The organism is Tractidigestivibacter scatoligenes (genome assembly GCF_001494635.1).
GTDB lineage: Bacteria > Actinomycetota > Coriobacteriia > Coriobacteriales > Atopobiaceae > Tractidigestivibacter > Tractidigestivibacter scatoligenes.
This window is the reverse complement of the sequence record NZ_LOJF01000001.1, coordinates 338619-357607: the sequence shown is the minus strand read 5'-3', so window position 1 is coordinate 357607 and position 18989 is coordinate 338619. Positions and strand designations below refer to the sequence as shown.

General features: G+C 62.7%; 21 protein-coding genes. All 21 read right to left on the bottom strand.

From position 1 onward, the window contains the following. Positions 1-10: 10 nt before the first annotated feature. On the bottom strand, positions 11-328 hold the full coding sequence (rplX, locus tag AUL39_RS01585; protein WP_032110529.1) for a 50S ribosomal protein L24: 318 nt from the start codon (positions 326-328) through the stop codon (positions 11-13). 14 nt (positions 329-342) lie between these two features. Next, on the bottom strand, positions 343-711 hold the full coding sequence (gene rplN / locus AUL39_RS01580) for a 50S ribosomal protein L14 (protein WP_032110530.1): 369 nt from the start codon (positions 709-711) through the stop codon (positions 343-345). An 81-nt stretch (positions 712-792) separates the two neighbouring features. Continuing rightward, a complete protein-coding gene (rpsQ, locus tag AUL39_RS01575) occupies positions 793-1059 on the bottom strand; it encodes a 30S ribosomal protein S17 (protein WP_032110531.1) in 267 nt (88 codons plus the stop codon). Positions 1060-1076: 17 nt separating this feature from the next. Then, a complete protein-coding gene (gene rpmC, locus AUL39_RS01570; RefSeq protein WP_032110532.1) occupies positions 1077-1292 on the bottom strand; it encodes a 50S ribosomal protein L29 in 216 nt (71 codons plus the stop codon). Between the two features lie 5 nt (positions 1293-1297). Next, on the bottom strand, positions 1298-1723 hold the full coding sequence (gene rplP / locus AUL39_RS01565) for a 50S ribosomal protein L16 (RefSeq protein WP_059052926.1): 426 nt from the start codon (positions 1721-1723) through the stop codon (positions 1298-1300). Next, a complete protein-coding gene (rpsC, locus tag AUL39_RS01560; RefSeq protein ID WP_032110534.1) occupies positions 1723-2433 on the bottom strand; it encodes a 30S ribosomal protein S3 in 711 nt (236 codons plus the stop codon). Before rpsC ends, rplP begins: the two co-directional genes overlap by 1 nt. Before the next feature lie 7 nt (positions 2434-2440). Further along, positions 2441-2800: a 50S ribosomal protein L22 gene (gene rplV, locus AUL39_RS01555; RefSeq protein WP_032110535.1), complete on the bottom strand. Its 360-nt coding sequence runs from the start codon at positions 2798-2800 to the stop codon at positions 2441-2443. Positions 2801-2813: 13 nt separating this feature from the next. Continuing rightward, a complete protein-coding gene (gene rpsS, locus AUL39_RS01550) occupies positions 2814-3074 on the bottom strand; it encodes a 30S ribosomal protein S19 (RefSeq protein WP_032110536.1) in 261 nt (86 codons plus the stop codon). A gap of 29 nt (positions 3075-3103) precedes the next feature. Next, the gene (rplB, locus tag AUL39_RS01545) at positions 3104-3940 is read right to left on the bottom strand and encodes a 50S ribosomal protein L2 (protein WP_059052925.1); all 837 of its coding nucleotides are present in this window, start codon (positions 3938-3940) and stop codon (positions 3104-3106) included. A 135-nt stretch (positions 3941-4075) separates the two neighbouring features. Next, positions 4076-4381: a 50S ribosomal protein L23 gene (rplW, locus tag AUL39_RS01540; RefSeq protein WP_059052922.1), complete on the bottom strand. Its 306-nt coding sequence runs from the start codon at positions 4379-4381 to the stop codon at positions 4076-4078. Beyond that, positions 4381-5007, bottom strand: coding sequence for a 50S ribosomal protein L4 (gene rplD / locus AUL39_RS01535; protein WP_059052918.1), 627 nt, complete (start codon positions 5005-5007; stop codon positions 4381-4383). The genes rplW and rplD overlap by 1 nt, the downstream gene beginning before the upstream one ends. Positions 5008-5052: 45 nt before the next feature. Beyond that, positions 5053-5673 (bottom strand): 50S ribosomal protein L3, encoded by a 621-nt coding sequence (gene rplC / locus AUL39_RS01530; RefSeq protein WP_032110655.1) that lies wholly within the window; start codon positions 5671-5673, stop codon positions 5053-5055. Positions 5674-5923: 250 nt separating this feature from the next. Beyond that, positions 5924-6544: a zinc ribbon domain-containing protein gene (locus AUL39_RS01525; RefSeq protein ID WP_059052913.1), complete on the bottom strand. Its 621-nt coding sequence runs from the start codon at positions 6542-6544 to the stop codon at positions 5924-5926. Between the two features lie 208 nt (positions 6545-6752). After that, positions 6753-7061, bottom strand: a complete 309-nt coding sequence (gene rpsJ / locus AUL39_RS01520) for a 30S ribosomal protein S10 (protein ID WP_032110541.1) — start codon at positions 7059-7061, stop codon at positions 6753-6755. A 40-nt stretch (positions 7062-7101) separates the two neighbouring features. After that, positions 7102-9198 carry an elongation factor G gene (gene fusA / locus AUL39_RS01515; RefSeq protein WP_059052911.1) on the bottom strand — a complete coding sequence of 699 codons (2097 nt, stop codon included), beginning with the start codon at positions 9196-9198 and terminating at the stop codon, positions 7102-7104. Positions 9199-9215: 17 nt separating this feature from the next. After that, complete coding sequence (gene rpsG / locus AUL39_RS01510; RefSeq protein ID WP_032110543.1) at positions 9216-9686, bottom strand: 30S ribosomal protein S7; 471 nt, start codon at positions 9684-9686, stop codon at positions 9216-9218. A gap of 45 nt (positions 9687-9731) precedes the next feature. Then, positions 9732-10103, bottom strand: coding sequence for a 30S ribosomal protein S12 (rpsL, locus tag AUL39_RS01505; RefSeq protein WP_032110544.1), 372 nt, complete (start codon positions 10101-10103; stop codon positions 9732-9734). Between the two features lie 252 nt (positions 10104-10355). Next, entirely contained in the window at positions 10356-11468 is a 1113-nt protein-coding gene (locus AUL39_RS01500) for a glycerol dehydrogenase (RefSeq protein WP_059052909.1), read from the bottom strand. Between the two features lie 106 nt (positions 11469-11574). Further along, positions 11575-13581, bottom strand: a complete 2007-nt coding sequence (locus AUL39_RS01495; protein WP_082667172.1) for a heavy metal translocating P-type ATPase — start codon at positions 13579-13581, stop codon at positions 11575-11577. Between the two features lie 439 nt (positions 13582-14020). Continuing rightward, complete coding sequence (locus tag AUL39_RS01490) at positions 14021-14365, bottom strand: ArsR/SmtB family transcription factor (RefSeq protein WP_082667171.1); 345 nt, start codon at positions 14363-14365, stop codon at positions 14021-14023. A gap of 174 nt (positions 14366-14539) precedes the next feature. Continuing rightward, positions 14540-18985 carry a DNA-directed RNA polymerase subunit beta' gene (locus AUL39_RS01485; RefSeq protein WP_059052904.1) on the bottom strand — a complete coding sequence of 1482 codons (4446 nt, stop codon included), beginning with the start codon at positions 18983-18985 and terminating at the stop codon, positions 14540-14542. Positions 18986-18989: the final 4 nt, after the last annotated feature.

The window sequence follows — 18989 nt, the reverse complement described above, 5'->3', positions numbered from 1 at the left end:
GCGCAACGGTTTAGAACTTCGCGCCGCACTTCTTGCAGACGCGAACCCTGCGACCATTGTCATCGACGTCATGACCAACGCGCGTGCGCTTGCCGCAGACGGGGCAAACGAGCATGACGTTAGAGACGTGGATGGGAGCGGGCTTCTCGATGATGCCGCCCTGCTGGTTCATGGCGTTAGGCTTGGTGTGGCGCTTCACAATCGCAGCGCCATCGACAATGACCTTGGAATCCTTCGGCATGGCACGCAGAACCTCTCCCTGCTTGCCCTTGTCCTTGCCGGTGATGACCTCGACCTTGTCGCCCTTCCTCACGTTCATCTTAGGCATGTGTCCAGGCCTCCTTACAGCGTCTCGGGTGCGAGCGAGACGATCTTCATGTACTTGCGATCGCGCAGCTCGCGGGCAACGGGCCCGAAGATACGCGTGCCCTTGGGCTCGCCCTCCTTGTCGACCAGGACGCAGGCGTTCTGGTCGAAGCGGATGTAGCTGCCGTCCTTGCGGCGGGCCTCCTTCTTGGTGCGCACGATGACGCAGCGCACGATGTCGCCCTTCTTGACGCCGGAACCGGGAGTTGCCTCCTGGACCGCGCCGATGATGACGTCACCGAGGCCAGCGTAGCGGCGCTTGGAGCCACCGAGGACCTTGACGCACTTGACGCGCCTGGCGCCGCTGTTGTCAGCGACGTTGAGCATGGTCTCCATCTGAATCATGTGATGTTCCTCCGAACCTATATCCCACCAGAGGTGCGCCCACGCGAGCGGCGCACATGGGGAATCCTGGGTGTTCGCTACTTACTTGGCCTTCTCGACAATCTCGACGACGCGCCAACGCTTGGTCTTGGACAGCGGGCGGGTCTCCATGACCTTCACCGTGTCGCCCAGGCCACACTCGTTATTCTCGTCGTGGCAGTGGAGCTTCTTGGAGATGGTCATCATCTTGCCGTACTTGGGGTGGTGCTTGCGGTAGCTGATCTTCACCGTCACAGTCTTGTCGCCGGAGAGCGAGACGACGGTTCCGGTGCGAACCTTACGCGCGTTCCTGCTTTCGGTCTCTGCCATGTCTTATCTCTCTCCTGCTACTTCTGTGCAGCGGACTTCTCCGCGGCGATCTGACGGGCGCGAATCTCGGTCTGGACGCGAGCGATGTCGCGCTTCACGAGCTTGACGCGAGCGGTGTTGTCCAGCTGGCTGGTGGCCATCTGAAAACGGAGGTTGAAGAGCTCGGCCCTGCTGTCGTCCAGCTTCTTGGCAAGCTCCTCGTCCGAGAGGGCCTGGATGTCCTTGTACTTCATGGTGACTATTCCTCCCCGTCCTGGTCGGCGCGGGTGACGATCTTGGTCTTGATGGGCAGCTTGTGCTGGGCGAGACGCAGGGCCTCCTTGGCGGTAGCCTCGTCGACACCAGCGATCTCGAACATGATGCGGCCCGGCTTCACGACGGCCACCCACTCCTCGGGGTTGCCCTTGCCGGAACCCATACGGGTCTCTGCCGGCTTCTTGGTGATGGGCTTGTCCGGGAAGATGGTGATCCAGATCTTGCCGCCACGCTTCATCTCACGGGTGATGGCGACACGAGCGGCCTCGATCTGGCGGTTGGTGATCCAGTGAGCCTCCTCGGCCCTCAGGCCGTACTCGCCAAAGTAGAGCTTGGTGTTGCCCTTGGCGTGGCCCTTCATGGAACCGCGCTGGACCTTGCGGTGAAGAACGCGCTTAGGTGCGAGCATTAACGGCTCCTCCTCTCATTGCGGGCACGACGGGGACGAGAAGAGCCCTCGAGAGCCGGCGTGGGCTTGGGCTGGCCAGGCAGCTTCTCGCCCTGATAGATCCAAACCTTGATGCCGCAGGCACCCATGGTGGTGCGGGCGGTTGCGGTGCCGTAGTCGATGACGGCACGCAGGGTGTGCAGGGGCACGCGACCCTCGCGGTACCACTCGCGACGGCCCATCTCGGCGCCGTTCAGGCGGCCAGAGCACTGGATACGGATGCCCTTGGCGCCGGCCTTGCGGGCGGACTGGACCGCCTTGCGCATGGCACGACGGAAGGCAACGCGCTGCTCGAGCTGCTCGGCGATGGATTGAGCGACGAGGTTGGCGTCGAGCTCGGGGCGCTTTACCTCGATGACGTCGACGGCGACCTGGCCCTTGCCGACCTTGGCGACCTTCTCAAGCTCGGAGCGCAGGACGTCGATCTCGGCGCCCTTCTTGCCAATCACGATGCCCGGACGGGCGGTGTACAGGGTGACCTTCACCTTGTCGCCAGCGCGCTCGATGTCGACGCGGGAAAGGGCTGCCTTCTCGAGGCGCTTCTCGAGGAACTTACGAATCTCGAGATCGTTGCCGAGCTTCTCGGCGTAGTTCTTATCGGCGTACCAACGGGAACGCCAGTCCTCGGTGATGCCGAGACGGAAGCCTGTAGGCTGAACCTTCTGACCCATGCTTTCCCTACGCCTCCTTTCGAGGAGCGACGATGACGGTGATGTGGCTCGTGCGCTTGTTGATGCGCGAAGCGGAACCCTTGGCGCGAGGACGGATGCGCTTGAGCGTAGGGCCCTCGTCGACGTAGCAGGCCTTCACGTACAGGTCGTCGCCGCGCAGGCCGTTGTTGTTCTCGGCGTTGGCGATGGCGGAACGCAGAACCTTCGAGACGTCATATGCAGCAGCACGCTTGGTGAACTGCAGAATCTCGAGGGCCTTGTCGACGGGCTTGTTGCGGATGAGGTCCACGACGGCGCGAGCCTTGCGCGGGGCGATGCGCACGTAACGTGCGACGGCCCTGACCTCGTTGGAATCGGTGTTAGCCATTCGAGCTTACCCCCTAGTTAGCCTTGTGGCCACGGAAGGTGCGGGTGGGAGCGAACTCGCCCAGCTTGTGACCGACCATGGACTCGGTGATGTACACGGGAACGTGCTTGCGACCATCGTGAACCGCGATCGTGTGGCCGACCATCTCCGGGTAGATGGTGGAGGAGCGGGACCAGGTCTTGATGACGTCCTTCTTGCCAGCCTCGTTCATAGCGGTGACACGCGCGAGGAGGCGAGTCTCCACGAACGGACCCTTCTTGAGACTTCTGCTCATGCTTTCTTTCTCCTACTACTCGTGTACCGTTACTTGGACTTGCGACGACGGATGATGAGCCTGTTGGAGGCCTTCTTCGGGTCGCGCGTCTTGTAACCCTTGGTGGGCTTGCCCCAGGGCGTCACGGAAGGACGGCCAGAGGTGTGGTTCTTGCCCTCGCCGCCGCCGTGCGGGTGGTCGACAGGGTTCATGACCGTACCACGGACGGTGGGACGGACGCCGGCCCAACGGTGACGACCGGCCTTGCCGATGACGATGTTGGAGTGCTCAGCGTTACCAACCTCACCGATGGTGGCACGGCAGGTGAGGAGCACGCGGCGAAGCTCGGAGGACGGGAGGCGCAGGATCGCGTAGCCGTTGTCCTTGCCCATGAGCTGGACCGAGGTGCCGGCGGAGCGGGCCATGGCCGCGCCCTTACCGGGCTGGAACTCCACGTTGTGGACAAGCGTACCAACGGGGATCTCGGAGAGCGGCATGCAGTTGCCGGGCTTGATGTCCACGCCGGTCTTGCCGGAGATGACGGTGTCGCCGACCTTGAGGCCCTCGGGAGCGAGGATGTAGGCCTTAGCGCCATCGACATAGTGGAGAAGCGCGATGCGAGCGGAGCGGTTGGGGTCGTACTCGATGGTCGCGACCTTGGCCGGCACGTCGTCCTTCAGACGCTTGAAGTCGATGCGACGATACATGCGCTTGTTGCCGCCGCCCTGGTGACGGACGGTGACGCGGCCGTTGTTGTTACGGCCACCCTTCTTGCGCAGCGGCTCAGTGAGCGACTTCTCGGGCTTAGAGGCGGTAATCTCGGAGAAGTCCGAGACCGTCTGGAAGCGCCTGCCAGCGCTCGTAGGCTTGAGGTGCTTGACTGCCATTACTTCTTTCCCTTCTGTTTCCGTTGGCCACCCTGCTCAGGGATTGGCGGGGTGACACCGGATTACCACGGTACCGCGCGTATCCATCATGCGCGGCATAAGAGCCCGGGCCCCCGAAGGGGCCGGGCAGGATTGCTACTCGGCGTCGGCCTGCTGCTGGGTAGCGAAGATCTCGATCTGCTCACCGGGGGCGAGCGTCACGATGGCCTTCTTCCAGCTGCGGGTCATGCCAACCTGGTAGCGGACGCGCTTGGCCTTGCCGCGCACGTTGATGGTGTTGACCTTGACCACGTGGACGTTGAAGAGCTTCTCAACGGCCTCGGCGATCTCCTCCTTGGGAGCCTTCTTGGCAACCTCGAAGGTGTACTTGCCCTGCTCCATGAGGTCGTAGGAACGCTCGGAGACCACGGGGCGGATGATGACGTCGTATGCGGACTGCATTATGCAAGCACCTCCTCGAGCTGCTTCGCGATGTCGGTGGTCATGACGAGGGCACCGTTGTCGATGAGGTTGCGGGTGTTGGCCTCGGAGACGGCGATGCAGTTGACCTTCTCCAGGTTGCGGAAGGAGAGGTAGCTGTTGACGTCGTCATCGGGGATGACCACGGTGACACGCTTGCCCGAGACGCCCAAGGCATCGAGAACAGCCTTGGCCTGCTTGGTCGAGGGCTTCTCGAAGGAGAGGGCATCAACGAGGACGAGCTCGGAATCGGCGACCTTGCCGGAGAGCACGGACCTCATGGCGAGCTTGACCATCTTCTTGTTGATGCGCTTGGAGTGGTCACGCGGGGTGGGGCCAAAGACAACGCCGCCGCCGGTCCACTGGGCAGCACGGATGGAACCCTGGCGGGCACGACCGGTGCCCTTCTGGCGCCAAGGCTTGCGGCCGCCGCCGGAGACCTCGTGACGGTTCTTGGTGGAGTGGGTGCCCTGACGCAGGCAGGCGTCCTGGCAGACCACAACCTGATGGATGACCGGGATGTTCGGCTCGATGCCGAAGACGTCGTCGGAGAGGTCGGCCTGGCCGGCCGCCTGTCCCTCGACGTTCTTGATGTCGTACTTGGACATGAGTCCTCCTTGTTAGCCTAAGTGTGTGCCTACTCGCGTGGGCCCCTAGGCCATGCGGACCTGGACCAGGGCGTTCTTGCCACCGGGCACGGCGCCCTTGATGAGCATGAGGTTCTGCTCAGCATCGACGCGGACGAGCTTGAGGTTCTTGACGGTGACGCGCTCGTCGCCCATGTGGCCGTACATGTGCAGGCCCTTGCGGACGCGGGCGGGGTAGGCGCACTGGCCAATGGAGCCAGGCTTACGCTGGTTACGGCAGCCGTGGGTCATGGGGCCGCGGGAGAAGTTCCAGCGCTTGACGGTGCCCTGGAAACCCTTGCCCTTGGAGGTGCCAATGACGTCGACGGACTTGACGTCCGCGAAGTCGGCGACGGTCACGACGTCGCCGGTGTGGTGCTCCTCGCCGTTCTCGACACGGACCTCGCGCAGGTAGCGCATAGGCTCGACGCCGTGGGCGGCAAAGTGACCAGCCATGGGCTTGTTGACGTGCTTGGACTTGATGTCTCCGAAGCCGATCTGGACGGCATCGTAGCCGTCGGTCGCCTTCGTCTTCACCTGCGAGACGGTGCAGGGGCCAGCCTGGATGACGGTGACGGGGACGACGTTGTCGTCCTCATCCCACACCTGCGTCATTCCGAGCTTGCGGCCAAGGATCGTGCTGACCATGCTCATTCCTTACCCTCGGTGGTCATGGGACCAATGGGCAGCTCCTCTGCCCTCCCCAGCGGACCACGTCCTGTAGAAGCGGCGCATGGGGGCGAGACACAACTCTCCCCTTTAGCGCAGCCTGTCTAGTTTACACGCAGGACTGGGCGTTCACAATGTCTTCGCAGATTTTTTTGACCCCTAGGAGCTGGGGATTCGCATTCCGCGCCGTCGGGCGTATCCATAGCACTCAACGGCGTCTCGCAACGCCCTACTGTTGGCGTTGCGTGGTCCCGTTGGCGGGAATGAAGGACCCCATGACGCGCTGGCGCTCGTGCTTCTCGCGCATAAGATCACGAGCGAGAAGTACGATCGAAAAGACCCCCATGACAATGCCAAGCGCAAGGAGGCAGAATCCCGCGCCGAGGTTGACGTAGTACGCGGCCCACGTGGAGGTAAGCAGCATGAAAGATACCGAGCAAACCTCAAAGAGCGAGAAGGCCGTAGTAATGGAGGAGAGAACAAGAGACGCGGTGTTGCGGTGAACCATGGGAAGGACTGCGGTTGCTATAGCAAGGAGCACGAGAACTGCGCCATCAGGGGCATCAGTAAGGGCTACGGAGTAGTCATAGGTAGCCCCTGAGACCACGAGGAACGGAAGAAACGCGGCGATGCCAATGAGGAGCGCCGCAGCCAAGGTCACAAGCTCTGCGGAGGAGACAGCAGTTCGCGCCAGAGCGGGAGCCACGACAGGTTGCACGGGGTGAAGCTGCGCCTGTTGACTAACGTGGGCCTCAGAGGCGCTCCGTGGGGGCATCGCAAGGTTATAGCCGCAGTTGGGACAGAACTTCTCCGTGCCGGCAAGCTTCTTTCCACACTGAGGACAGAACATGCAACCCCCTAGCCTCGAGAACCAACAGTCAAGATACTACCCGTATGCGTGGAATCGAAATGCCGGGCAAACCAATCCCACAAACAAGAATGTGGGATTAAATTGCCGGGCAAATCAATCCCATTGCAGGCCAAACTAATCCCGCAAACGAAAAGGGGGTCCGCCTCCATGTGGAGACGGACCCCTTGTGATTGTTTAGACGCTCGAACTAGAGCTTGATCTCGATGTCCACGCCCGCAGGAAGGTCGAGACGCATAAGCGAGTCGACGGTGGAGCTGCTGGGGTCGAGGATGTCGATGAGACGCTTGTGGGTGAGCATCTCAAACTGCTCGCGGGAATCCTTGTCCTTGTGGGGCGAGCGGATGACCGTGTAAAGGTTGCGCTCGGTGGGCAGGGGGATGGGGCCGGAAACGCGGGCGCCGGTCTTCTGGGCGGTGTCCACAATGAGCTTGGCGGACTGGTCGACGACCTCGTGATCGTAGCCCTTGAGGCGAATCCTGATCTTCTGGCTTGACACTGTAAACCTCCGTAAATGAGCTATCGCTCGTGGTCGTTAACTAGGAAGCGGTGCCGCCGGCCTTGGCGACAATCTCGTCGCGGACGGCCTTCGGAACGGGCTCGTAAGCGCTGAACTGCATGGTGTAGCTCGCGCGACCCTGCGTCTGGGAGCGGAGGTCGGTGGCGTAGCCAAACATCTCGCCCAAGGGCACCTTGGCGCGGATGACCTTGGTATCCTTGCGGTCCTCCATACCCTCGATCTTGCCACGGCGAGAGGACAGGTTGCCCATGACGTCGCCCATGTACTGCTCGGGGGTCTCAACCTCAACCTCCTCGATGGGCTCGAGAAGGACCGGATCGGACTTCTTGAGGGCGTCCTTGATCGCCATAGAGCCGGCGATCTTGAAGGCGGCCTCGGAAGAGTCGACCTCGTGGTAGGAGCCGTCAACGAGGGTCACCTTGATGTCGACCACGGGGTAGCCGGCGATGACTCCGCTCTCCAGGGCCTCCTGGATGCCCTTGTCGATCGAGGGGATATACTCCTTGGGCACGACGCCGCCGACGATGGCGTTAACGAACTCGTAGCCCTTGCCCTCCTCGTTGGGCTCCATGTCGATGATCGCGTGACCGTACTGGCCGCGGCCACCGGACTGGCGGACGAACTTGCCCTCGGCGTGCTGCACGGCGTGGCCGGCGGTCTCGCGGTAGGCGACCTGGGGCTTGCCCACGTTGCAGTCGACCTTGAACTCGCGGCGCAGACGGTCGACGATGATCTCGAGGTGCAGCTCGCCCATGCCGGCGATGATGGTCTGGCCGGTCTCCTGGTCGGTGTGGACGCGGAAGGTCGGGTCCTCCTCGGCCAGCTTGGCGAGACCAACGGACATCTTCTCCTGCTCGGCCTTGGTCTTGGGCTCGACGGCAACGTCGATGACGGGGTCGGCGAACTTGATGGACTCGAGGACGATGGGCTTGTGCTCGTCGCAGAGGGTGTCACCGGTCTGGGTGTTCTTGAGGCCGACGCAGGCAACGATGTCGCCGGCGGAGCACTCCTCACGGTCAACACGGTCGTTGGCGTTCATCTCGAGGATGCGGCCCAGACGCTCCTTGCTGTCCTTGACGGAGTTGTAAACGTAGGAGCCTGCCTCCGCCTGGCCAGAGTACACGCGGATGTAGGTGAGCTTGCCCACGTACGGGTCGGTCATGATCTTGAAGGCGAGAGCCGAGAAGGGCTCCTTGGGATCCGCGTGGCGGACCTCGGGCTCACCCTTGAGGTTCTTGCCGTCGATCTCGGGAACGTCGAGCGGGCTGGGGAGGTAGTCCACGACGGCGTCGAGAAGCTCCTGGATGCCCTTGTTCTTGTAGGCGGAGCCCACAAAGACGGGGTTGAGCTCGTTGGCAATGACACCCTTGCGGATAGCCGCCTTGAGGAGGTCGACGGGGACCTCCTTCTCCTCGAGGACGGTCTCCATGAGCTCGTCGGAGAAGTTGGAAGCTGCGTCAAGCAGCTCCTCGCGCTTCTCCTGGGCGAGGTCGGCAAACTCCTCCGGGATGGAGTCCATGGGCTCGGGGTAAATCATGCCCTTGGCGTCTTCCTTGAAGTCCCACGCGGTCATGGTGACCAGGTCGATGAGACCCCAGAAGTTGGACTCGGAGCCCATGGGGATCTGCGCGGCCACGGCGGGGGCGGAGAGGCGCTCCTTCATGGTGTCGATGGCGTGGAAGAAGTCAGCGCCCACGCGGTCGAACTTGTTGATGAAGGCGATGCGGGGGACGTTGTACTTGGCAGCCTGACGCCACACGGTCTCGGACTGGGGCTGGACGCCGGCGACGGCGTCGAACACGGCGACAGCGCCGTCGAGGACGCGCAGGCAGCGCTCGACCTCGGCCGTGAAGTCAACGTGGCCCGGGGTGTCAATGATCTGGATGACGTGGTCCTTCCAGAAGCAGGTGGTAGCCGCGGAGGTGATGGTCACGCCGCGCTCCTGCTCCTGAACCATCCAGTCCATGGTGGCTGCACCGTCGTGGACCTCGCCAATCTTGTGGGTCTTGCCGGTGTAGTAGAGGATGCGCTCGGTAGTGGTGGTCTTGCCGGCATCGATGTGGGCCATGATGCCGATGTTTCGCAGGTCTTCGAGCTTATATTTCATCTGAGCCATATGCAGCTACCCCCGGCCTAGAAGCGGTAGTGAGAGAACGCGCGGTTGGCCTCGGCCATCTTGTAGAGGTCCTCGCGACGCTTGACGGAGGCACCCACGCCGTTGGCGGCGTCCATGATCTCGTTGGCGAGGCGCTCGGCCATCGTCTTCTCCTTGCGGGCGCGCGAGAAGGTCACGAGCCAGCGGATGGCCAGCGTGGTGGCACGGCGGGAGTTGACCTCCATGGGCACCTGGTAGGTGGCGCCACCGACGCGCTTGGGCTTGACCTCGAGCGTAGGACGGATGTTGTCCATGGCCTTCTTGAAGACGGAGAGGGGATCCTCGCCAGTCTTCTCGGCAACCATGTTGAAGGCACCGTAGACGATGCGCTCCGCGGTGGCCTTCTTGCCATCGAGGAGGACCTTGTTGATGAGCTGGGTCACGAGGCGGTTGTTGTAGACGGCGTCAGGCTGGACCTCACGACGCACTGCTGCTGCACGACGCGGCATGTTTGTATCTCCCTAGAACAGTTGGCTTGCGTTGCTTGTGATGATTTACTTGCCGCGCTTGGCGCCGTAGCGGGAACGGGCCTTCTTGCGGTTCTGGACGGCAGCGCAGTCGTAGGCGCCACGGATGATCTTGTAACGGACACCAGGGAGGTCACGGACGCGGCCACCACGGATGAGCACGATGGAGTGCTCCTGCAGGTTGTGGCCCTCGCCGGGGATGTAGGCGGTGACCTCAATGCCGTTCACGAGGCGCACACGGGCGACCTTACGGAGGGCGGAGTTAGGCTTCTTGGGCGTGGTGGTGAAGACGCGGGTGCAGACGCCACGCTTCTGGGGGTTGTGCTGGAGCGCGGCGTTCTTAGACTTGGCCTTGACGCTCACGCGGCTGTGGCGGACGAGCTGGTTAATGGTAGGCAAAGTTCTCTCCTTCTATACCTATCTACGTGCGTGTACACGAATCTTAAGGGCAGCGCAGCACCGTCACCCTGGATTGGCGCGAGGTGATACGTTACGCGCGCTCACCGCAGTTGTCAAAAAGCCACGGGACCGGGCGTATCCCTTCTTCACGTGACGCACACGCAACCGGGGCGCCTGGGCACGAAACGGGCGGGGGCCACCTGCGTGGCACCCCGCCCGTCACCGTAACGCCTGGTTGAGCAAGCGCTTCCGCTACTCCTCCTCCTCGTCATCCAGACCAAGAACGGTCCTGCCGATGGCATCCGTTGCAACGATGGCCGCGTAGAGCTCGTCGGGCGTGACGTCGCCGGCAAGGTTGTGGATCGTCTCGCCGGGGACACAGGCGTTCTTGGCAATGGTGCGAATCTCGTCGTCGGTGGTGACACCCAGCTCCTTCAGCGTGACCGGCAGGCCAACCTCGAGGCAGAACTCCTGAACATCAAGGAACTCTTCCTCGGTTGCGCCCTCGAGCGTAAGCTGCACCAGGGTGCCAAAGGCCACGCAGTTGCCATGGGGAACGCTGTGGCCGCCGAGAGAGGTGAGACCGTTGTAGAAGGAGTGAGCCGCCGCGCAGTTGACGTTATCGGCACCAACGCCGGAGAGGTAGACGTTGGCCTCGATGATGGCGTCCAGGGCAGGCGTCACCACGTGCTTCTCGCACGCGGCAAGCGCCTGGGTGCCGTAGTCGCGCAGCGTCTGGTAGCAGAGCTTGGCGAGCGCCATGCCGGCACGCGTGATGCCCGTGCCCTCGAGGCTGGGAGACTCGGTGCGGATGGATGCGCGGCCCTCGAAGTAGGTGCCCAGGGCGTCACCCATGCCGGCGACCAGGAAGCGCACCGGGGCGTTTGCGATGACCTGGGAGTCAACCATGACGGCATCGGGGTTGGTGGGATAGAAGAGGTACTTGTCAAAGCTGCCATCATCGTTGTAGATGACCGAGAGGCCCGTGCAGGGTGCGTCCGTAGCGGCAACGGTGGGGATGATCACCACGTGCTTGCCGGTGTAGTACGCCGTTGCCTTGGCGGTGTCGACGGCAGAGCCTCCGCCCACGGCCACCACGGCGTCGATGTTGTCCTCCTCGACGATGGCCTTCATCTTGGCAATCTCGCCCTTGCTCGAGATGCCACCAAAAACCTCGTAGCGACGGTAGTCGTCGGCGTCACCAAAGCTTTCCTCGAGCTGGTCGTGGCAGGCCTTGTAGCCGCTCTTCGAGCACACGAAGAGCCAGCGCTTGCCCATGTAGCCCATCTCATCCTTAAACTTGAGCAAAGCACCCTTGCCCTGGACGTACTTCAGGGGCTCACGCATCGCACGCAACAGCTTCATGACAGTCTCCCTTTCGCACTTGTCCGGCCACAATCCTCCCGCGTGGCATCGCTGTAAGTATCCCACGGGGCCAGGCGAAATGCCGCCACAATTCCAGTTGCCCAAACTAGCGCAGCACCCGCATGGCATTGAGGACGCAGAGAACCATAACGCCCACGTCGCCAAAAACTGCCAGCCACATGGGGGCGAGACCAACCACGGCCAGGCAGAGAATTGCGACCTTCACCACAATGGCGAAGACGATGTTCTGCCGGGCAATGCGGATGGTGCGGCGGGCAATGCGGATGGCCACAGCGATCTTGGAGGGCTTGTCGTCCATGAGAACCACGTCGGCGGCTTCGATGGCGGCGTCCGAGCCCATAGCACCCATGGCAATTCCCACGTCCGCTCGTGCGAGAACAGGCGCATCGTTGATGCCGTCTCCCACAAAGGCGAGCGTCGCGTTTCTCTCGCGCTCGCCGAGGAGGCGCTCGACCCGATCGACCTTGTCCGCCGGGAGAAGCTCCGCGTGGTACTCGTCTAGCCCGAGGTCACGAGCAACGCTTGCCGCGGTTGCTTCGCGGTCACCCGTGAGCATTACGCAGCGGCGGACGCCCTCGGCCTTGATGTTGGCAATCGCCTCGCGGGAGTCGTCCTTGACCTCGTCGGAGATGTGGATGTGGCCTGCGTACTCCCCGTCCACGGCCACGTGCACCACGGTGCCCCCGGCGGTGTGGCAGCGCTGCCAGGTGACGCCCACCTCGTCCATTAGGCGGTCATTACCAACCGCCACCCTGTGGCCGTTGACCGTGGCAAGCACGCCGTGGCCGGCCTCCTCGGTAACATCCGAGACGGTACAGCCGTCATTGTCACTTGGATAGGCATCGCGGAGCGCAGCCGCGATGGGGTGCGTGGAGTTGTGCTCCACATGGGCAGCCAAGTGGAGGAGCTGCTCCTCGGTTAGACGCGACGGATGGACCGTAGTGACCTTGAAAACGCCCTTGGTGAGCGTGCCCGTCTTGTCGAATACGACAACCTGCGCATTTGCCAGGGCCTCGAGGTAGTTCGAACCCTTTACGAGGATGCCGTGCTTGGAGGCGCTTCCAATGCCACCGAAGAACGCGAGGGGCACCGAGAGGACCAGCGCGCAGGGGCACGAGACCACGAGGAAGGTGAGAGCACGCAAGAGCCACTTGGCGAAGTTGGCGCCAAAGTCCCCCGAGACGAGCGGCGGGAGTATCGCCACAGCAATGGCCAGGTAGACCACGATGGGCGTATAGACCTTGGCGAAGCGCTTGATGAACTTCTCCGAGTGGGACTTGCTGGAGCCGGCATTCCTGACCATGTCGATGATCTTGCTTGCCGTGGACTCGCCAAACGCCTTGGTCACGCGCAGGCGAAGCACGCCGGAAAGGTTCACGCAGCCAGAGAACGCATCCTCGCCAGGCTTGACCGAGCGCGGCACGGACTCGCCCGTGATGGCACGGGTGTCGAGGCTCGAAGTACCCTCGATCACAGTTCCGTCGAGGGGGATCTTCTCGCCAGGCTTTACCAGGATGACCTCCCCCACTTGCACCGTATTGGGGTCGACAACGACCACCTCACCGTTACGTTCGACGTTAGCGGCATCGGGGCGGATGTCCAGAAGCTCCTTGATTGAGCGCTTGGAGTTGCCCTCAGCGATGCCCTCGAAGAGCTCGCCCACCTGGAAGAAGAGCATTACGAAGACGGCCTCGGCAAACTGGGGCTCTCCACCGGGCACAAAGCCAATGAGCAGGGCACCAATGGTGGCAATGGACATGAGGAAGTCCTCGTCGAAGGGGTGCCCGTGCGCCACGGATTCGGCGGCCTCGGCAACCACACTTTCTCCTGCTACCACGTAGGACGGCAGGTAGATAAGGAGCTGTGCCCAGAGTGGCAGGTTCGTTACGCGCTGGATGATAACTGCCGCGACGAGAAGCACCGCGGCTACGATGATGCGGCGCTTGAGGACCGACGGGTCCTCGTCGTCATCGTCCTCGTCGCCGTCGTCGCCCTCGCCTTCGAGCGTCTCCTCATTGGCATCGGCGCAGGTAGAGCAGGCGGTCTTCTCGTCCTTATCGTCATCCTCGTGGTGGCAGCATGAGCAAGACATCGTGTCCTCCGTTAGTTCAGCCGTACACCTAGGCGCTCAGATGTCCAATCTCGTGAACACATGAGCACGTGTTCATACGAACATTACCACGATGGTATCCCCTGGTCAACGGGGACCTCTGCACCTGATCGTCATACTGGCTTTAGCCTTGCCTTCAGCTCGCTGTTATTGCGCGATATTTCTCGCCGATACAGCATCCAACCAGTTGACTCACCACTCATCAAGAAATTTCGTGCAATAAATTGAGCCGAGAGAAGACATCGACCTATAGCTACCCTACGGCGAGTGGCAAAGCGACCCCGCCCGCATTCCTGTTCTATATCGGTTTTTGAGAACTCAGACGGACGTTTGCGCAGGTCAAAAGAATCGCCGTTCTCAGATTCCGCTATAGAACGATGCTACGTTGAGGGGGACAACGCCAATCAAGCGGCGAGACAACCTACTCCTCGCTGGCACGCACGGGTTCGGCGGCGTGCAGCAGGCCAACGGAGATGAGGGTGGTCACGTGCTCGTCTGCCAGCGAGTAAATCACCCGACGCCCGTCGCGACGGGCCGTCACCAACCCACGGTCGCGAAGCAGCCGTAGCTGGTGCGATATTGCCGACTGCGAGACGGCGCAAATCTCCTCAAGGTCGGAGACGCTCTTCTCGCCCAGCGAGAGCGCCCCCAAAATGCGGAAGCGCGTCAGGTCAGAGAGCGCGTCAAAAATCTGCGTGGCGTCATAGACCACGTCGTCGTTAGCTAGATACTCGTCGAGAAGGTCCCTCGAGCACGCCTCATTCATGGGTCCTCCCCCACCGTTGGCGGCAACATCAACTCTCATTCTGGTTCATGGTACCCGGTTACCCCCTGGCTGGCACACGAGCCCAGGGCCACGCGCACAAAGCGGGCCCCGGCACGATGCCGGGGCCCGCTTGTCTATCTGTGCGACAGGTTTGCCGCCTGGCCCGTTCGTGGGCTACTCGTTGTTCTCGTCACCGTCGTCAGACGCGTTCTCCTGCTTGACTACCTGCGAAAGCAGGTCGTCCAGGGAGCCCAGGTCCTCGTTGATGACGTCGGAGTCGTTGGACTGCGCGTCAGAGGACCCACCGATAAGCTCGTCGTCGTAGTGGTGCTTGGCGGGAGCCGCGGTGCCCAGCATGATGTCAGAGTCGGCATCGGGCGAGAAGACCATGTTGAGGAGCTGCGAGAGGTCCTCGGAATCTGCCTCGTCGTCATCCGGCTCGAGGATGTAGAGCAGGCCACGGGCCTCAAGGCCGTCGCGAAGCTCCTCGATGGCCTTGGCTCCAATGCCATCGATGCGCAGCAGGTCATCCTCGGTCTTGCCGATAAGGTCACCCACGGTCTCGATGCCCACCTCGCTGAACTTGTTGGTCCAGCGCTGCGAGACGCCAAGGTCGTCGAAGAGGTAGAGCTTGGCATCCTCGCTGGAGAGGGTGCGGCCGTTCTTCGAGTAGACCCCACCGTAGCCGTAGTCGTCGCCCACCCAGTCGAGCTGCTTGGGGAGCTTCTCCTCGATACCCTTGAGCTCGTCGGGAGCCCACTCGGGCAGGCTCTGCGCCTGCGGGGAGGTGGGGCCGTCAATCTTGGTGCCATGGTAGGTAAGCTCGACGCCGCGGTACGCGGAGAGGCCGGTGCCGGCGGGAATCTGCTTGCCCACAATGACGTTGGACTTGAGGTCGAGCAGGTGGTCCACGTCACCGGCAATGGAGGAGTCGGTGAGGACGCCGGCGGTGCGGATGAACGACGCGCTGGAGAGCCAGGAGTCGATGGAGCTGGCAACCTTGAGCGTACCAAGGATGACGGGCTCCGCCTCGGGCGGAGTGCCGCCAGCCAGGGCAACGTTGCGCACCGTGTCGGCAAAGACGTAGCGGTCCACGTACTGGCCGAGGAGGTACTGGGAGTCGCCGGGGTTGGTCACCTGGACGCGGCGCAGCATCTGGCGGGCGATGACCTCGATGTGCTTGTCGTTGAGGTCGACGCCCTGGGAGGTGTAGACGTCCTTGACAGAGGCGACAAAGGTGTGCATCGTCGACTCGATGTCGGTGAGCTTGCGCAGCTTGCGGAAGTTGACGAAGCCGCGGGTGATCTGGTCGCCGGCGCGGACCTCGACGCCGTCCTCCATGCCCGGCATGAAGCGCGCGGACGCGGGGATGCGCCACTCCTCAAGGATGCGGGAGCGGTCGTCGCTGTCGACGATACGGATGAGGTACTCGGTCTGCTCGGGCGTGATGAGCAGAGTACCCGAGACGGGCGCGAGGTCTGCCTCGCGGCCAAGGATCTTCTCGTTGACGTTGCCGACGACGTCGAACATGCGAGCGACCGTGGGGAGGCCCTGCGTGATGTCGTCAGCGCCAGCGACGCCGCCGGAGTGAATCGTACGCATCGTGAGCTGGGTGCCCGGCTCGCCGATGGACTGGGCAGCGATGATGCCAACGGCCGTGCCGATGTTGACGGGACGACGGGTCGAGAGGTCCCAGCCGTAGCACTTCTGGCAGACGCCATACTTGGACTTGCAGGTGAGAAGGGCCCTGAGCTGGACCTTCTTGAGCCCGTGGGCAACGAGCATCTTAAGGTCGTCTTTGGACTCGATGTAGCCGTCGCGAGCGATGAGAACCTCGCCAGTGGCAGGATCAACGATGTCGTTGAGTGCGCAGCGGCCAATGAGGTCGGTGTCCACGTCGCTCTCGCCCGGCTTGATGAGCGGGTAGGTCACGGCCTCGTCGGTGCCGCAGTCCTCCTCGCGAACAATGACGTCCTGTGCCACGTCGACCAGACGGCGGGTAAGGTAGCCCGAGTCGGACGTGTGAGAGGCCGTGTCCACCAGGCCCTTGCGGGCGCCGTAGGTGGAGATGAAGTACTCGAGCGGAAGTAGGCCCTCGCGGAAGTTTGCCTTAATGGGCAGGTCGATGGTATCGCCGGACATATCGGCCATGAGGCCACGCATACCGGCGAGCTGGCGGAGCTGCGTCTTGGAACCACGGGCGCCGGAGTCAGCCATCATGTAGATGGGGTTGTCCTCGGCGAAGCCCTCGAGCATCTTGGAGCCAAGCTCGTTGGTGCACTCGGTCCAGGCGTTGACGACCTCCACGTGGCGCTCCCTCTCGGAGAGGAAGCCGTCCTCGTAGTACTCGTTGATCTCGTCGACCTTGTCCTGCGCCTCGTCGAGCATCTCCTGCTTCTCGGGCGGGATGACGGCATCCCAGACCGAGACCGTAAGGCCAGCCACGGTGGCGTAGTGGAAGCCCGTCTCCTTGATGGCGTCGAGGATAGGCTCGACGTCCGCGGTGCTGTAGCGATCGCACGCGTCGTTGACAAGGTTCTTGATGTCGCCCTTGTTCATCTTGTAGTTGATGAAGGGGTAGTCCGCAGGCAGGCAGCGCGTGTTGAAGATAACGCGGCCAACGGTGGTGTCGACGCGCACCGAGTGATCGGTGACGTCGTAGTCCACGGGGCTGTTCCACTTGTCGAAGGTGCGGAAGATCCTGCGGCCGTTCTCGACAACGTTGGCGTCCTGGGCCCTCACGCGAACCTTGATGTTGGCCTGGATGTCCAGGTTGTCGCGGTTGTCGAAGGCAAGGATGGCGTCATCGAAGTCCGCGAAGACGCGGCCCTCGCCCTCGGCGCCGTCCTTGGCGGTGGTGAGGAAGTACGTGCCAAAGACCATGTCCTGGGAAGGCACGGTAACGACCTCGCCGGAGGCAGGCTTGCGCAGGTTGTTGGTCGAGAGCATGAGGACGCGCGCCTCGGTCTGCGCCTGCGTGGAGAGAGGCACGTGGACCGACATCTGGTCGCCGTCGAAGTCGGCGTTGAAGGGGGCGCACACCAGCGGGTGCAGGTGGATTGCCTTGCCCTCAACAAGGACCGGCTCGAAGGCCTGGATGGAGAGGCGGTGCAGCGTAGGTGCGCGGTTGAGAAGCACCAGGCGATCCTGGATGACCTCATCGAGCACGTCCCAGACGGCGGGCATGCCGCGGTCGATGGCGCGCTTGGCACCCTTGATGTTCTCGACCTTGCCCAGCTCGACCAGGCGACGCATCACGAAGGGCTTGAAGAGCTCGAGCGCCATGGCCGAGGGAAGACCGCACTGGTGCAGCTTGAGGTGCGGGTCGACCACGATGACCGAACGGCCGGAGTAGTCGACACGCTTGCCCAGCAGGTTCTGGCGGAAGCGGCCCTGCTTGCCCTTGAGGGCCTCGGCGAGCGACTTGAGCGGGCGTCCGCCACGGCCGGTGACGGGACGACCACGGCGGCCGTTGTCAAAGAGGGCATCCACGGACTCCTGGAGCATGCGCTTCTCGTTGTTGACGATGATCGCGGGGGCGTCAAGGTCGAGCAGGCGCTTGAGTCGGTTGTTGCGGTTGATCACGCGACGGTAGAGGTCGTTCAGGTCGGACGCGGCAAAGCGGCCACCGTCGAGCTGCACCATGGGGCGCAGGTCGGGCGGGATCACGGGGATGACGTCCAGAATCATGTTGGCAGGGTCGTTGCCGCCCTTGAGGAAGGCGTCAACAATCTCCAGGCGCTTGATGGCCTTCTCGCGCTTCTGCTTCTGGGAGTCCTCGGACGCGATGATGGCGCGGAGCTCGGTGGCCTCCTTCTCGAGGTCGATGCCACGGAGCAGCTCGCGCACGGCCTCGGCGCCCATGCCGCCCTTGAAGTAGATGCCGTAGTAGCGCTTGAGCTCGGAGAAGAGCGCCTCGTCGGAGATGAGCTGGCGCTTCTCGAGCTGCATGAACTGCTCGTAGGCCTCGCGGCGCAGCGCCTTCTCCTCCTCGTACTCCTCCTCGAGGTCGGCAATGCCGGCACGGACCTCCTCCTCGGAGAGCGGCTCGACGTCGTCGAACTCGTCTCCAGAGGCCTGGCCCTGCTCCTTCAGGCGCTCGATCTGGTCGTCACGCTCGGCGTCCAGCTCCTCGAGGTCTGCGGCAAGCTCTTCCTTGAGGTCGTCGGCATCGGCCTCGCGGGCCTCAGTGTCGACGTCGGTAATCACGTAGCTCGCGAAGTAGAGGACCTTCTCAAGATCCTTGCTCTTCATGTCGAGCAGACGCGACATGGGGAAGCTCGCGGGGCTCTTGAAGTACCAGATGTGGCTCACAGGTGCGGCAAGCTCGATGTGGCCCATGCGCTCGCGGCGCACCTTTGCGGTGGTCACCTCAACGCCGCAGCGCTCGCAGACGATGCCCTTGAAGCGGATGCCCTTGTACTTGCCGCAGGCGCACTCCCAGTCCTTCACGGGACCAAAGATCTTCTCGCAGAACAGGCCGTCCTTCTCGGGCTTGAGCGTGCGGTAGTTGATGGTCTCGGGCTTCTTGACCTCGCCGTGCGACCAGCTGCGAATCTGGTCGGCAGAGGCGAGAGAGATCTTGATAGCGTCGAAGTCGGTGGTATCGAATTCTGCCACAGTC